The organism is Devosia sp., from assembly GCF_017307495.1.
GTDB lineage: Bacteria > Pseudomonadota > Alphaproteobacteria > Rhizobiales > Devosiaceae > Devosia_A.
In genome coordinates, this window is the sequence record NZ_JAFKHE010000020.1 from 1 (window position 1) to 14617 (window position 14617).

Consider the following 14617-nt stretch of genomic DNA (forward strand, 5'->3'; position numbering starts at 1 on the left):
GCTTCCGCTTCAAGAACAGCTCCGCTCACGATCCCAAAACCACGAAGGAGAAAGCCAGAACCTTGACCATCAAACCCGACCCGAAACATACCTAGAGGCGGGTCACTTCTCGGTGGAAATCCCGGGTCAGTTCTCGGCGGAAATCAACAATGGTGGCGAACCATTGGTACTGGTACGAACACTGGATCGACAACGTCCTTGATCGGCTCAAGGCTGGGTGGAAGAGGCCCTAACGCTGCTATGCGACGCGCTTTCTTGCACCGCTGACATTCAGCCGCATCTGCATAAGATCGCGCGAAACCCCGTACAGTTCGGCGGCATCTCCAACCGACAGCCTATTGTATGCCGCGAACAGGGCGGCCTCGTCAGACACTAGCAGGGTTGGGCCAAGCCAGTTGGCTTCTTCCTCGTGCTCCTTGTTGTGCGACCGGCTGCCGTCGGATTGGAACATTGCAGTGACAGGGTGTTGAAGCAAAGCGTGTGCGATCTCATGCGCGATGTCGGCCGCCTGCCGACCCGGATCGTTGGCGTCGTTGTGGATGATCCATCGTTCGCCAGCGTAGGTGATGGTCACGCCAGAGAAGTCGCGCTGTCCTTTTTGGCTGGAGAGATACTGCACCGCTTGGGGCGCAATGTCGGTGAACTCGGTCAAGGTGAGCAACGGCAAGGACAAATGAGCCGCCAGTTTCCGCGGACACATCGGACTGGCAGGACCAAGTCCTAGTTCCGCACGCAATGAGCGGGACCACCAGTTAGCTTCAGTCTTGAAACCGCGCCTCAACGCCATCGGCGAGCTAACCCCGAATTTTCCGTATCTGTTCGTAGGCAGCTTTGATGATCGCTTCTAGAGCGATTGCCCCTTCTTTAGATAGGTTGGGGTCTGCGCGAAACAACGCGGTAACTTCAGACAGTGTCTCCGGTTTTTGCCTTGGCTGGCTGGAGATAAACGCGTCCGCCTTTAGGCCAGACCATGCGCAAAGCGCTGACAGGGTATCAACGTCAGGTTTTCTGCCTTGAGACATTCGCGTCAGCGTAGATGCTGGAACACCAGCTTGCTCGGCCACCTTCTTCCACGTGATTCCGCGTGCGCTGCGCGTAGCGTCAAGCGCGGAAAAAAACCTTTCCCCGTCGAATTTCGGCAGAGCGATGTCATTGCTATCTTGCAATTCGATTCCTTGTCGGCAATACCTATGGACGGTTGCAATATCGCAATCAACAACCGCATCGGCAATCGATGCCTATTCAAGGAGTTTCCCAATGTCAAAGGGAAAAGGCGGCGGCCACTATCGCAGCGCGATCTCTGGTCGTTACGTCACTGCCGCGCACGGGCAGCGTAGCCCTCGTACCACCGTGCTCGAAGCACCGGGTAAGAGCGGCAGCACGGGTGGCGCCTATCGGAGCGCTATCACGGGCAAGTTCGTGAAGCCCGGCGGCAATCCCCGCACCACTCTGCGGGAAAAGTAAGTGGCTGGGCGTTGCCCAAGCTCCTCCCCCACCGAAACTGAGTAGCAGCCTGCAACAGTGGGCTGCTACTTCCTAATGAAGCCCAATTCCCCCTTCGTTCCCATTGTCAGCGCCGTCACTTTTGACGGTGAGCATCTCAAGAAGGAACCGTTGATACTCGGCGAACAGCAGCTCCAGCCTGTCGCTTGCGTGCACCTTCCGCATGCGCCTGTCGGCTTCGTCGCGTTCCATGACCAGCCAGCCATCACGCACTAGCTCCTTCAAGACCTGGCTAACGCGATCCTCGCTGTAATGCAGGGATAGGTGGAAGTCCTTCACACGGGCTGCATCACCGTCGTCGCGTGCCAGAGCCAACAGCACAATGTCGCCGGCGATGACCGAGCCAGCCATTGGCATGTGCTGCCGTTCCCATGAACGGAGGAGCAGCAATCGTCTTGCCAGCTTGCCCCCATCCACTCCGACAGCACTCCTTTTCGGAGTGTTTGCCTGTCAGCGACGGAAGAAAACAACCGGAATTGGCTCGGACTTTCCGAGCCATTCGGCTTTGCCCTCCACCTTCGATGCATGCTGTTTTGCTGGTCAAAACAGGAGGTTAGCAATGCGTGTGAGTGCGATGTCGGTTGTGGCGAGTGCAGCTCTGTCATTGGTGCTGGTGAGCAGCGTTCCTGTTTCGGCGGCGGACTACACCATCGACGGCAGCGAGATCATAATGGCGGTGGGGATGGGCCAGACGTCCGACGGCATGTCGCTGGATAGGCTGCTGCTGGAGATGGAGGGCAACACCGTCCACGTCAACGGTGCGTTCGTGTTCACTACGCAAACGGAAGGCAGCACGTTCTACGTCGGCGTTGGCGACAACATTCCTCGACTGATCTGCGCGCAGAAGTCGAAGGAGAAGCGGATTGCGGCGATGGACACGGTCAAGAAGATCGGCGGCTACAACATCGTCGGCACGTACGATGTGTTCACAGGCGGCGTTATCTATCTCACGGAATGCGACTTCGAGTATATTCCCTGAACGAGCGGCGTTGTCGCTGGCTGGGAGCCTGAGCCTCAATGGTTGAGGATGAGCGAGTATGGGCGGTGAAGGAGTTGCTCTTCTCCTATGTGAGGAGCCCGTCGCTGCGCCATATTCGCGATCCCTACTCGGTGAGCAAGCTGGCCGGTGAGATCGTTAAGAGGCTGGATCGGGGAAGCTCACCTTGGAAGAAGTGGGACGCACAGCGTGAGCTTCTGCTCAAGTCCGCCATAGCGTGCTGGATACCCCCTGAAGACCTGCGCACTTTCCTCAACCAAATGGACGGTCCATCCCTGACGTCAACGGATGTGACGCAAAGGCTAGTCGCACTTGAGGAGGAGGACCATTACTCGTTCGCGCGCGAGGAGTTTCGGGACAGCTGCCTCGCGATTTACGAGCGCGAAAAGGCAGGGGGCACCGAGTTAACGGCGATCATCGGGTTACTGCGCGCCCACGTGGAGAACGAGGAGGAGCGGCTTCGAACCGAGCAACGGGACAGGTATGAGCGTATCAAGGAACAAGACCGCTTAGCTCGCGAACAGCGCCTGCTTTCGGGGGCAGATTGCGGATGGACGCAACTAGCAAAGTCTATCTGCTGGTACAGCCGGCGCAACGGCCGGACATATCGGCTGTCGCCTGCTAAGGACAAGCGCTGGCACCTTCACCGTGTCACCTCCGTGTCCGACGACGAGAAAGGCTCTCTGATGGGGACCTATGGCGGAAGGGCGGACGCCACAAAGGTAATCGCTACGGCTGCGTATCAGCCTGAGCCGCGCTGGTAGAACGCCTGTCGCCGGCGCAATTCAGGCGTATCCGTGCTACAGGAATGCGCCCAAATATCTGATTTTGTGAGATAAATGGTGCCGCTTAGGTGACTCGAACACCTGACCCTATCATTACGAATGATATGCTCTACCAACTGAGCTAAAGCGGCAACGGGCGCTACATAGCGTATCGCGAGCCTAGTTCAAACCCCTTTTTGTGCATCGGTGGACCGGCATGAAACGCCCGGTTTGCCGTCGGTGCGGAGCGTCTATCGGTCGGGAGCCGACCCATTGGCTATCCCGTCGAAGTTGAGCGCCAAACCGGTATCCGCACTGCTGATGCTGGTCGATTGCGGACCGTGCGGCATATGAACCTCCGCACCTTCGGTCGGCGTAACGATGACGGTGCGTCCGCGCTTAACAGCAACAGGTGCTTTCCGCTTGGGCGTCGTCGGCTTCTTGGCGTGCAGGTCGGCTGTGACATGCGTGCTTTCAAGCTGGGACAGATAGAACCGCTCCAGCATCTCAACACTGGTGCGGGCGTTGTTGGCTAGGATTAGCGGGCTAATTTGCGCCCCATAACGCAGCCGATACATCAGGCTGGTGTGCCGCAAAGAGTACAGCGTGCGGGCTTCGCCATCAGCGCTTTCCCGAAGATCAGTCGCTTCCATCAGGACGTCGAACTGGCGGGCAAGCTGCCTGTACGCATAGGTCCTGTTCGGGTGCTGCGGTACGAACACATACTCGTCGTCTATCGTCTTCGGGTCATCAAGCTGAGCTAGCCGGTTCGCCTTCAGGCGCTTGTAGAAAGTTGCGGCACGCGGCATCGACGTGATGGGCTTGTCGTGCTTCTTGCTGGTGGGGATGGGCATCCATAGGTAGTCCTTCCCGTCTTTTCCTTGCCTGATCTCGATATGGCGGTGCTTGATCTGCTTGAGGTCGGTCGGCCGGATGAAGCTGTAGACCATGAACGGGATCAGCAGCGCCATTTCCGCCGTCATGTCGATGTTGCGCAGCTTCTTAAGCTTGGCCGATGGCGCGTCACCATCGCCATCGTCTTTGGCCGCCTGCCTCAGCTCGTATCGCTGACCGATCAGCTTGTGTGCGGTACGACGGAGCAGCGCGTATTCGGACAGCGCGAAATAGCCACGCGCATTGTCCTCTGCCTTGATCTTGGGCAGCAGCGGCGAACTGCGGATGACGCCCTTGCGCTGGGCATGATCCAGTATCTTCTTCACGTAGACGAAGTTCAGCTTGACCGACGCCGCAGACAGGCCTTTGCCGAAAAGATAGGTTTTGAACTTGTCGAGCACCGCATAGTCGATGTCACCAAGCTCGTACGTGCCCAGAAACGCAGCGATGTGCCCCCTGATGATCGTCTTGTGGTTGGCGACATAGGAGGTACTGAGTTCGCCCCTCTGCGCCTTCTGCAGATCATCTTCGATGACCTCTTCGGCGGCGATCACGAAGGAGGTTTGGCGCGGGTTGTTGCTGATCCCCAGTCGCTTGTTGACCAGCAGCGTTTCGTAGAACTGCTTGGCGAAAGTGATGGCGTCGCGCTTGTCGGTGGCCTTCGTACTGCGCTTGATCGGTTTGCCGTCATGGTATCGGGTCCACCAGAACGGCGATGCTGGCACCTGAAAGATGATGAGCTTTTCGGGGTAGCCTTTGATGCTCTCGATCGTCGCTGGGATGGGAACCACACTGCGACTAGCAGCAGGTTTCTGCGATGCGGGAACGAGCTTCCTTTTGGCCAAGGCGGTTATCCGACGGACAATTCCAAGGACTATGTAGCATAGGTTTCTCTATGCTACAACCAAACCGCTAACTGGTTGAAATTATTGAATTATGCAGCTATATTTCGCCGCGTCGCCAGCATTACGAATGAGATGCTCTACCGACTGAGCTAATGCGGCGTGCCCGGTGCGCTTGTAGCGGCGGACCGGCGTCTCTTACAGGCGCCGAACTTCACGCGCAAGGGCCTCGCGCCCATCAGCCCTCGGGCAGGGCAAGCGGTGTGACGGATGGCGCTTCCGCTTCCGGCTTGGCTGGGGTCGGCGTTTCAAGGCGGGCCGGCGTGGCGGTCGGCCCGGTGCGGGTCGCCACCGCGCTCGTCGGTACGCGCCATTCGAACGCGTCGAGCCTGCCGGTCACCGGCGAGAGCGGCTCCCACTCGTCGGCGATGATGCCATCCGCCGTCCACACCGGATCGCGCGGAGCGTGTGCCGCCCGGTTTAGCCAGTCGCGCGCCTTGCCCTTGTCGCCCGATTGCCCGTCCTCGATCTCGGCCATCAGCAGGCACACCGCCTGCGACGGGCTGGCGCTGCTGTAGCCGGCCAGCGCCTGCCGCGCCCCGGCCCAGTCGAAAGCTTCGATCGACGCGCGCGCCAGCACCAGCGCGCCGGCCTTGTTGGGCGGCGGGCTGTCGATCAGTTCCCTCACCCGCTTCAGCCGGTCGACCGCCGACGCGCCCGGCACGGCATTGGCGAACAGCATCGCGACATCCGGATGCGAGGTCGCCCGCCACACCCGGCGCAGCAGGCTCATGGCCCTGCGGGCTTCACCGCGATTGGAGTAGATGCGCGCCGCGATCAGTGCCGCCGGCACGAAATCCGCCTGCAGTTTCAGCGCTGCCAGGGCGTGTTCGAGGGCCGCGCTCGGCTCGCGCCCTTCCGCCAGCTGCGCCCGGGCCGTCTCGACTACCGCCAGGCGCCGGCGCTTGCGGGTCTTTTCCTCACGCGTCACCGCCACATCGTCGGCGATCATGTCATAGGCCTTGTCCCAGCGCCCGTTGCGCGTCAGGTCCTCGAACACTGCCTCGCGCGCCCACGGGGCCTGCGGCGAGATGTCGAGCGCCTTGTGCGCGAAGGTGAGCGCCGCATCGACCCGGCCCTGCTGGCGGGCCTGGTCGTAGAGGCCGCTGAGTGCCGCCAGCGCCGTCTTGCGGTTGCTGATCAGTGCCCGGTAGTGCTCGCGCGCCGAATGCATGTCGCCGAGCGCGAGGTCGGCGCGCGCCTCGAGCAGTTGTGCCGCCGCGTTGCGCGGGAGGTTGGACTGAGCCTCGCGGGCCAGTTGCCGGGCCCGGTTCGCATCGCCCGCCTGCAGCGCGATGAACCCGTCCGAGAGGGCGAGGTAGCCTTGGTCCTTGCGCCGTTCCTGCGAACGGCGTGCGAGGTAGTAGGGCGCCGCGATGACGCGCTTGACCATGCCCCAGATGAGAATGACGGCCACGATGGCAAGGACGGCAAGCAGGGCGGCGATGCCCAGCCGCGGCTGCATGCGGTAGTCGAGGAACTCGATGGTGAGCGTCCCCGGCAGCCCGATCAGCCAGGCGATGCCGGCGGTGACCAGCAGGCTCGCGATCAGCCAGTAGGCCAGCCGGATCACGGGTTGGCTCCCGTCGCCGGGGCCAGTGCCCTGGCCCTGAGTTCGGTCAGGAACTGCTCGGCCGTCGCCAGCTTGACGATGTCGGCGCCGGCCGAGCCGGCCCCCGCCTGCATCGGCTGCGGCAGCGCCGCGAGGAGCTTGGCCGCCCCGGTGAAATCATGCCGGCCCACTGCCGCCTCGAGCTGCGACACGAGCGCCTCGGGGGTATCGCCGGCAATCTCCCCGGCCGGCCTGAGCGCCAGCAGCCCCTTCATCCACTCGAGCGCATCGGTGCCCAGATCACCGCTGCTGGTCGCGGCGCGCCCGGCGAGAATCTCCGGCACGGCGGCGGCAAGTCGGGTGGCCACCAGGTCCGGGCGCGGCAGGCCCGTCTCGGCGGCGCCTGCGACAAGGTCGGGCACGGCGAGATCGGGCAGCAGAGTGCGGATGCTTGCGATCTCGGCCGCATAGGGCCGCCCGTTGACCAGCGCGCTCTCGAGCCCCGACACCACCAGCGGCAGCTTTACCGCCGGCGCGATCTGGCCGCTGCCGATGGTCTGGTTGGCGGTCGAGATCGCCGTCTTCAGCGTCGCAATCTCCTGCTGCAGCGCCGCCACGGCCTGGTCGAGCCTCGCCAGCCTCGATTGGCTGTCGGCGCCTGCCGTCTTTAGTCCGGCGATCCCTGCCTCGATCGTGTTGATCGTCTGCGCCAGCGCCGCCGCGTCGGCGCTCGAGGCCCCCGCACCGATGGCGGTGACCCGATCGGACAGGCTCTTGAGCTCGGCCTCGATCGGGCCGAGATCGGTCGCCGGCGGGGTCGCGGGCAGCGCCGCGATCGACTTGCGCACTTCGCTGAACCCGGCGTCGAGCTGGGTAATGGTGGCATCGAGGCTGACCTGCGTGCGCCTGGCCTGGTCCTCGACCGCCGCCAGGCGGTTCTCGACCCCCGCCATCGCGCCTTCCTGGGCATCGAGCCGGGCGGCAGGATCGGCAATCACCGGTACATTGTTCGGCAGCGGTACCCAGTTGCCCAGGCCGTAGACGAGGCCGGCCCCGAGCAGCGCGCCGCCGACGGCGGCAATGGAAATCGCGCTCCACGGCATGGCAAGCCGCGCCTGCGGGCGGGGCGGCGGCGTGCGCTGCGGCTCCTCGACCGGCATGGCGGCGGAACCCGCTCCACCCCCCTCGGATGCGGCCTCCTCGGCCTTGCCCTCGTCGGTGCTGGCGGCAGCCTCCCTCGCCTTCAAATCGATGACCGGCGGCTTCACGGGCCCCGACTTGCGTTGAGCCATTCGGCTGATCCCCTACCTGTTCCGCCTACCGGTTGTGGTCGCGGGCAAACGACAAGGCAAGCCCCATCATTGCCTCTTCGTCGGGCCGCTCCGCCAACCCCACGCGCACGAAATGGGCATCGAGGAGCGGTTCGGCAACGGCTTCCGACATGCACAGCACGCCAAGCCGGGCGCGCTGGGGCCGGTCGAGCAGGTTTGCGGTGAGGCGCACGAACGCCTCCGCGGTGCGCCGCGAGTAGAACAGCGCAGCGTCGATCTCGCCAGCCGCCAGCGCGGCCGCCACTCCCGCATGCAGTTCGGCGGGCGGGTTCATCGCGTAGACGGGCACCGCCAGCACCTGCCGCCCGAAGGGGGCGAGCGAGCGCCCCAGATCGGCCGACACCTCCCGCCCGCAGGGGTAGAAGATCGGACCATCGATGCGGGCATGCACCAGCACTTCGGCCAGATCGGCGAAAGCGCCGCTGGCGCTCGTCACCATCGCGAAGCCCAACGCCTCGGCCATGTCGGCCGTCCGATCGCCTACCGTGTAGGCAGGCAGGTGCCGATAGCGCTCCACCGCTCCCCTCGCCTCCAGCGCCCGCAGGGCATTGGCGCTCGTCAAGGCAACGGCGGCGACGCTCGCCGGTTCCGGCAGATCGACCGGCAGCGGTTCGAACACCAGCAGCGGCGCGATCACCGGCGTGATCTCGAGCGCCTCGAGACGAGCGGCGGTGTCGCTCGCGTCGGGTTCCGGCCGGGTCACGAGCATCCTCACTTGCGGGCCTACCCCTTGAACTGCCGCTGAAATTCGGGGCCCGCCGCTGCCAGCAGGCGCTGCCCCAGTTCCCTCCCCAGCCGCGCCGCATCGCCGGCAGCGCCCTCGACGCTGTCGCGATGGAACTCACGCCCGTCGGGGCTCAGGATCTCGGCGGTCAACCTGCACGAAACCCCATTCAATTCGGTAAACGCCCCGATCGGGGTTCGACACGAGCCGTCGAGCGTGGCGAGCAACGCCCGCTCGGCCGCGATGGCTGTCGCGGTCCGCGCGTGGTTCAGCACGCCGACGAGCCCGGCCGTCCGCGCATCGTCGGCGCGGATCTCGATACCGATGGCGCCCTGCGCCGGGGCGGGCAGGAAGGTGAGCGGATCGAGATAGGCGGTGACCTTGTCGGCCTTGCCAAGCCGGTTGAGGCCGGCTGCGGCAAGCAGCGTCGCATCGGCGACGCCCGCCGCGAGCTTGTTGAGCCGCGAATCGACATTGCCACGGAACGGCACGATCTCGAGGTCGGGACGGGCCCTGAGCATCTGCGCGGCGCGCCGGATCGAGGACGAACCGAGCCTGGCGCCCTGGGGCAGCGCCTCGAGGCTGCGATACTTGAGCGACACGAAGGCATCGCGCACATCCTCGCGCTCGAGGAAGGCGGCGAGCACCAGCCCGTCGGGCAGGAACGAGGCCAGATCCTTGCTCGAATGCACGCCCAGATCGACTTCGCCGGCCTCAAGAGCCGCCTCGATCTCCTTGGAAAACAGCCCCTTGCCGCCGGCCTCGCTGAGCGGGCGATCGGTCAGCCGGTCGCCGCTCGTCGTAATCACGCGGATCTCGATCGCCTCGCGTGGAACGCCGTGCGCCTCGCTGAGCAGCCGCTGCACCAGCTGCGCCTGCGCCAGCGCCAGCATGGAGCCGCGCGTGCCGATGCGAAGGAGAGGCGCCGATTGCATTTCAGTTCACACCTATTGTACGCCAAGCGGGGCCGGGCGCAGCCCTATGGAGCCCGGGCAGGGCTTACCCCCATAGATAGGACCCGGACAAGCGCCATGAGAGTTCTCGGCATCGAAACCAGCTGCGACGAAACCGCCGCCTCGATCGTCGAGCGCGACGCGTCCGGGCACGCCACGATCCTTTCCAACATCGTCCGCAGCCAGCTCGACGAGCACGCGCCCTATGGCGGCGTGGTGCCAGAGCTGGCCGCGCGTGCCCATGTCAGCCACCTCGATCATATCATCGCGAAAGCCGCCGAGGCGGCCGGCGTGAAGCTGAGCGAGGTCGACGCCGTCGCCGCGACGGCCGGTCCCGGCCTGATCGGCGGGGTGCTGGTCGGCCTCACCACCGCCAAGGCCATAGCCGCCGCGCTCAACAAGCCGCTGGTCGCGGTCAACCACCTCGAGGCGCACGCGCTCACGGCGCGGCTCACCGACGGCATCGCCTTTCCCTACCTGATGCTGCTCGTCTCGGGCGGGCACAGCCAGTTCGTGCTGGTGCGCGGCGTGGGCGACTACGAGCGCTGGGGCACGACCATCGACGACGCGCTCGGCGAGGCCTTCGACAAGGTGGCCAAGCTCCTGGGCCTCGGCGTGCCCGGCGGGCCGAATGTCGAGCGCACCGCACTGGGCGGCGACCCGCACCGCTTCGCCTTCCCGCGCCCGCTGCTCAACCAGGATCGGCTCGATTTCTCCTTTTCCGGCTTGAAGACCGCCGTTCGCCTTGCCGCCGAGCAGCATGCGCCGCTCACCGACCAGGACGTCGCCGACATCTGCGCCAGCTTCCAGCGCACCGTCGCCGAAATCGTCGCCGCCCGCGCCCGCTCGGCGCTCGAGCGCTATGCCGCCGCGTTCCCCGGCGAACCTAGGCGCCTCGTGGTTGCCGGGGGCGTTGCCGCCAACAAGGCGATCGGCGCGGCGCTGCGAGAAGCCGCGGCCGGCTCCGGCGCCCAGCTGATCGTGCCGCCCATCCCGCTCTGCACCGACAACGGCGCCATGGTGGCCTGGGCCGGCGCCGAGCGGCTCGCGCTCGGCGCCACCGATGCGCTCGACATCGCGGCCAAGGCGCGCTGGCCGCTCGACAGCGCCGACATGGGCCTCGACCATGCCGCTTGAGCGCGTCGCCGTCATCGGCGCCGGGGCCTGGGGCACGGCCCTGGCCCAGGCGGCCGCGCTGGCCGGACGCCAGGTGACGCTGGTCGGCCGCGATCCCACCGTCATCACCGAGATCAACGAATGGCACGGCAATTCCGTGCATCTGCCGGGCGTCACGCTGCTGCCCGCCGTCACCGCATCGGCAGTCGTGCCCGATGCCGACTTCGTCATCCTCGCCGTCCCGGCCCAGGCGAGCCGCGACGCGTTGCATCAGCATGGTGCGGGGCTGCGCGGCAAGCCGGTGGTGCTGACGGCGAAGGGGCTTGAGCACGGCAGCCTCAAGCGCCAGAGCGAGGTGCTTGCCGAAATCGTGCCGAGCGCCACGCCCTATGTTCTCTCGGGCCCGAGCTTTGCCGCCGACGTCGCCGCCGGTCGACCGACCGCGGTGACCCTTGCCGGCGACGACGCCGAACAGACCTCCGCAATCGCCGCAGCGCTCGCCGGCCCGACCTTCCGCCTCTATGCCGCCGACGACCGGCTGGGCGTCGAACTCGCGGGAGCGCTGAAGAACATCTATGCCGTGGCCTGCGGGGCGGTCGAGGGCGCCGGGCTCGGCGCATCGGCGCGCTCGGCCCTGCTGGCGCGCGCCTTTGCCGAGTTGACCCGTCTGGTCGTGCGCATGGGTGGCAGCGCCCACACGCTCACCGGCCTTGCCGGTCTGGGCGACCTGACGCTCAGTTGCACCTCGACCCAGTCGCGCAACTACCGCTACGGCGTCAGCCTGGGGCGCGGCGCGCATCCGGGGAGCGAACTCGCCGAGGGCGTGCTGACCGCGCCCGTCGCCAAGGCGCTCGCCGACGAACTGCGCATCGACGCCCCGCTGATCGACGCGGTAAACCTGCTGCTCGAGGGCAATACCTCGATCGCTGATATCGTTGCCGGCCTCATGTCGCGGCCGCTCAAGAGGGAAGAACACTGAATGCCGTTCTATTCGATGATTGCCACCGACAAGCCGAACGGCCTCGAGCACCGCATGGCGGTCCGCCCCGAGCACCTGAAGCATCTCGACAATCTCGGCGACCGGCTGGTGATCGCCGGCCCGTTCCAGACCGAGGAGGGCAAGGCCACCGGCAGCTTCATGGTCATCGAGGCGCCCGACCTCGCGGCGGCAACGGCGCTCTACGCCGAGGACCCCTACATCCGGCACGGCGTGTTCGAGACCTACAGCATCAGCCGCTGGGCCCTCACCATCAACAGATCCGCCGGGAGGTAGGCATGGCCTATTGGCTGATGAAATCCGAGCCCAACGTCGTCTCATACGATGACGTGGTGAACCAGGGGCATCCGGAGGAGTGGCATGGCGTGCGTAACTACACCGCGCGCAACAACATGAAGGCGATGAAACTGGGCGACCAGGCCTTCTTCTACCACTCCAATATCGGCAAGGAGATCGTCGGCATCATCGAGGTGGTGGCCGAGGCGCACCCGGATTCGACCGCCGAGCCCAACGAGAAGGGCAACATCGTCTGGGAATGCGTCGACGTCATGCCGGTCAGGAAGCTGCCAAAGCCCGTGACGCTCGAAACGATCAAGAAGACCCCCGAGCTTGCCAACATGGCGCTGGTGAAGCTCTCCCGCCTGTCGGTATCGCCGGTGACCGACGCGGAGTGGAAGCTGATCTGCAAGATGGGCGGGCTCTGAGCCCAAGGCCACAAGCATCGGCGCAGGAAGAGACGCCCACCCCTGTCCCCTCCCCGCAAGGGGGAGGGAGACGCTCGCACCAGCAACGGTGTTTGCGGGCGCCCTACTCCCGCTCCGCTGCGGCCTCGATGGCTTCCATGTCCTCGTCCGAGAAACCGAAATGGTGGCCGATCTCATGCACGAGCACGTGGGTGATGATCTCGCCCAGCGTCTCGCCGGCCTCGCTCTCGGCCCAGTAGTCGAGGATGGGTCGGCGATAGAGCCATACCTGGTTGGGCATCTGGCCGGTGAACGGCATCGCCCCGCCCTGCGGCAAGCCGACGCCCCGGAACAGCCCGAGGATGTCGAACTCGCTCTCGAGCTCCATCTCGCGGATGGTTTCTTCGTCCGGAAAATCGGCGACGGCGCAGGGCACGTTCCCCGCCAGTTCGCGGAACTCGGACGGCAGGGCGGAAAAGGCCGCCGCCGCGATCTGTTCGAAGTCGTCGAGGCTGGGTGCCGCCCGGTCAGTCCATGGATTGGTCATGGCCGGCAAGCCCCCTCATCCGGCGCTACGCGCCACCTTCTCCCCGACGGGGAGAAGAATGCCCAAGCTGCGGTGATCACCCCTGTTCCTCTCCCCGTCGGGGAGAGGGTGGATCGGCCGCAGGCCGAGACGGGTGAGGGGTCTAGTTCCACTCGCGGATGTCGACGAAGTGGCCGGCCACTGCCGCCGCCGCCGCCATGGCGGGGGAGACGAGGTGGGTGCGGCCCTTGAAGCCCTGGCGGCCCTCGAAGTTGCGGTTGCTGGTCGAGGCGCAGCGCTCGTGCGGCTTGAGCTTGTCGGGGTTCATGGCAAGGCACATCGAGCAGCCCGGCTCGCGCCACTCGAAGCCGGCCTCCTTGAAGATCACGTCGAGGCCCTCGGCCTCGGCCTGTTCCTTCACGAGCCCGGAGCCCGGCACCACCATGGCGTTGACGCCCGGCGCGACCTTCTTGCCGGCGACCACCTTGGCCGCGGCGCGCAGGTCCTCGATGCGCCCATTGGTGCATGAGCCGAGAAAGACGCGCTCCACCGCGATGTCGGTGATCCTGGTGCCGGGCTCGAGGCCCATGTACTCGAGCGCCCGCCACTTGGAGGCGCGCTTGTTGGGATCCTGGATGTCGTCGGGATTCGGCACCACGCCGGTGACCGAGATCACGTCCTCGGGCGACGAGCCCCAGGAAACGATCGGCGGGAGCTTGGCGGCATCGAGGATCACAACCTTGTCGTAGACCGCGTCGTCGTCGGACTTCAGCGTCTTCCAGTACTCGACGGCATGGTCGAACGCCGCGCCCTTGGGCGCGCGCGGGCGGCCCTTCACGTATTCGAAGGTCTTCTCGTCGGGCGCGATCAGGCCGGCCCGGGCGCCGCCCTCGATAGTCATGTTGCACACGGTCATGCGGCCTTCCATCGACAGCGAGCGGATGGCTTCGCCCGCAAACTCGATGACGTGGCCGGTGCCGCCGGCCGTGCCGATCTCGCCGATGATGGCGAGGATGATGTCCTTGGCGGTGACGCCCGGCGGCAGCTGGCCGTCGACGCGCACCAGCATGTTCTTGGCCTTCTGCTGGATCAGCGTCTGCGTGGCGAGCACATGCTCCACCTCGGACGTGCCGATGCCGTGCGCCAGCGCGCCGAACGCGCCGTGCGTCGACGTGTGGCTGTCACCGCACACGATGGTCATGCCCGGCAGCGTGAACCCCTGCTCCGGCCCGACGATGTGCACGATGCCCTGTCGCTTGTCGAAGGGATCATAGTACTCGATGCCGAAATCCCTGGTGTTCTCGCCCAGTGCGGCGATCTGGATGGCGCTCTCGGGGTCGGGGTTGGGCAGCGACCGATCGGTGGTCGGTACGTTGTGGTCGACCACGGCCAGCGTGCGCTCGGGATGGCGGACCTTGCGCCCGTTCAGCCTGAGCCCCTCGAAGGCCTGCGGGCTGGTGACCTCGTGGACGAGGTGGCGATCAATGTAGATAAGGCTGGTCCCGTCCTCGTTGTTCGAAACAAGGTGATCGTCCCAGATCTTGTCGTACAGCGTTCTGCCGGCCATTTTCCGTGAGTTTCCAGCTCGGGTTGAGGAGTAACGGGGCGTTCTAAGCCCCACCAACCACGTGGGTCAAGCCGGCCGAAGGGCTAGCCGTCCAGTCGATCGGGTTGC

At 65.3% G+C, this 14617-nt stretch carries 17 protein-coding genes and 1 tRNA gene; 7 read left to right on the forward strand and 11 right to left on the reverse strand.

Annotated elements, in window-relative coordinates:
• Positions 1 to 238: 238 nt before the first annotated feature.
• Positions 239 to 652 carry an ImmA/IrrE family metallo-endopeptidase gene (locus J0I99_RS12650; RefSeq protein WP_291398013.1) on the reverse strand — a complete coding sequence of 138 codons (414 nt, stop codon included), beginning with the start codon at positions 650 to 652 and terminating at the stop codon, positions 239 to 241.
• Positions 653 to 794: 142 nt separating this feature from the next.
• A complete protein-coding gene (locus tag J0I99_RS12655; protein ID WP_291398014.1) occupies positions 795 to 1166 on the reverse strand; it encodes a helix-turn-helix domain-containing protein in 372 nt (123 codons plus the stop codon).
• A gap of 91 nt (positions 1167 to 1257) precedes the next feature.
• On the opposite strand from J0I99_RS12655, the gene J0I99_RS12660 reads away from it, so the two are divergent.
• Positions 1258 to 1464 carry a hypothetical protein gene (locus tag J0I99_RS12660; RefSeq protein WP_291398015.1) on the forward strand — a complete coding sequence of 69 codons (207 nt, stop codon included), beginning with the start codon at positions 1258 to 1260 and terminating at the stop codon, positions 1462 to 1464.
• 72 nt (positions 1465 to 1536) lie between these two features.
• On the opposite strand, the gene J0I99_RS12665 is transcribed toward J0I99_RS12660, so the two are convergent.
• On the reverse strand, positions 1537 to 1854 hold the full coding sequence (locus J0I99_RS12665) for a MarR family transcriptional regulator (protein WP_291398016.1): 318 nt from the start codon (positions 1852 to 1854) through the stop codon (positions 1537 to 1539).
• A gap of 208 nt (positions 1855 to 2062) precedes the next feature.
• On the opposite strand from J0I99_RS12665, the gene J0I99_RS12670 reads away from it, so the two are divergent.
• Positions 2063 to 2482, forward strand: a complete 420-nt coding sequence (locus J0I99_RS12670; protein WP_291398019.1) for a hypothetical protein — start codon at positions 2063 to 2065, stop codon at positions 2480 to 2482.
• Positions 2483 to 2520: 38 nt separating this feature from the next.
• Positions 2521 to 3264, forward strand: a complete 744-nt coding sequence (locus J0I99_RS12675; RefSeq protein WP_291398020.1) for a hypothetical protein — start codon at positions 2521 to 2523, stop codon at positions 3262 to 3264.
• A gap of 76 nt (positions 3265 to 3340) precedes the next feature.
• Here J0I99_RS12675 and J0I99_RS12680 read toward each other — a convergent pair.
• The 6 genes from J0I99_RS12680 to hemC all read right to left on the reverse strand — a co-directional run bounded on the left by J0I99_RS12680 (position 3341) and on the right by hemC (position 9602).
• Positions 3341 to 3416: transfer RNA gene (locus tag J0I99_RS12680), tRNA-Thr, on the reverse strand.
• 99 nt (positions 3417 to 3515) lie between these two features.
• Positions 3516 to 5003: a phage integrase SAM-like domain-containing protein gene (locus tag J0I99_RS12685; RefSeq protein ID WP_291398022.1), complete on the reverse strand. Its 1488-nt coding sequence runs from the start codon at positions 5001 to 5003 to the stop codon at positions 3516 to 3518.
• Positions 5004 to 5238: 235 nt separating this feature from the next.
• The gene (locus J0I99_RS12690; RefSeq protein WP_291398024.1) at positions 5239 to 6633 is read right to left on the reverse strand and encodes a heme biosynthesis HemY N-terminal domain-containing protein; all 1395 of its coding nucleotides are present in this window, start codon (positions 6631 to 6633) and stop codon (positions 5239 to 5241) included.
• Positions 6630 to 7904: a hypothetical protein gene (locus J0I99_RS12695; RefSeq protein ID WP_291398026.1), complete on the reverse strand. Its 1275-nt coding sequence runs from the start codon at positions 7902 to 7904 to the stop codon at positions 6630 to 6632. The genes J0I99_RS12690 and J0I99_RS12695 overlap by 4 nt, the downstream gene beginning before the upstream one ends.
• A gap of 25 nt (positions 7905 to 7929) precedes the next feature.
• Entirely contained in the window at positions 7930 to 8652 is a 723-nt protein-coding gene (locus J0I99_RS12700; RefSeq protein ID WP_291398028.1) for a uroporphyrinogen-III synthase, read from the reverse strand.
• A gap of 14 nt (positions 8653 to 8666) precedes the next feature.
• Complete coding sequence (hemC, locus tag J0I99_RS12705; RefSeq protein WP_291398029.1) at positions 8667 to 9602, reverse strand: hydroxymethylbilane synthase; 936 nt, start codon at positions 9600 to 9602, stop codon at positions 8667 to 8669.
• A 96-nt stretch (positions 9603 to 9698) separates the two neighbouring features.
• Between hemC and tsaD the strand changes: the two genes are divergently transcribed.
• Genes tsaD through J0I99_RS12725 form a run of 4 tightly spaced genes read left to right on the forward strand, consistent with a single transcriptional unit; the run spans position 9699 to position 12437 of the window.
• Complete coding sequence (tsaD, locus tag J0I99_RS12710) at positions 9699 to 10757, forward strand: tRNA (adenosine(37)-N6)-threonylcarbamoyltransferase complex transferase subunit TsaD (protein WP_291398031.1); 1059 nt, start codon at positions 9699 to 9701, stop codon at positions 10755 to 10757.
• Entirely contained in the window at positions 10747 to 11715 is a 969-nt protein-coding gene (locus J0I99_RS12715; protein ID WP_291398034.1) for an NAD(P)H-dependent glycerol-3-phosphate dehydrogenase, read from the forward strand. The genes tsaD and J0I99_RS12715 overlap by 11 nt, the downstream gene beginning before the upstream one ends.
• Positions 11716 to 12009 (forward strand): YciI family protein, encoded by a 294-nt coding sequence (locus J0I99_RS12720; RefSeq protein WP_291398036.1) that lies wholly within the window; start codon positions 11716 to 11718, stop codon positions 12007 to 12009.
• A 2-nt stretch (positions 12010 to 12011) separates the two neighbouring features.
• The gene (locus tag J0I99_RS12725) at positions 12012 to 12437 is read left to right on the forward strand and encodes an EVE domain-containing protein (protein WP_291398038.1); all 426 of its coding nucleotides are present in this window, start codon (positions 12012 to 12014) and stop codon (positions 12435 to 12437) included.
• 103 nt (positions 12438 to 12540) lie between these two features.
• Here J0I99_RS12725 and J0I99_RS12730 read toward each other — a convergent pair whose 3' ends face one another.
• Positions 12541 to 12963, reverse strand: a complete 423-nt coding sequence (locus J0I99_RS12730) for a metallopeptidase family protein (protein ID WP_291398040.1) — start codon at positions 12961 to 12963, stop codon at positions 12541 to 12543.
• Positions 12964 to 13105: 142 nt separating this feature from the next.
• Positions 13106 to 14509, reverse strand: coding sequence for a 3-isopropylmalate dehydratase large subunit (gene leuC, locus J0I99_RS12735; RefSeq protein WP_291398042.1), 1404 nt, complete (start codon positions 14507 to 14509; stop codon positions 13106 to 13108).
• Positions 14510 to 14617 lie beyond the last annotated feature (108 nt).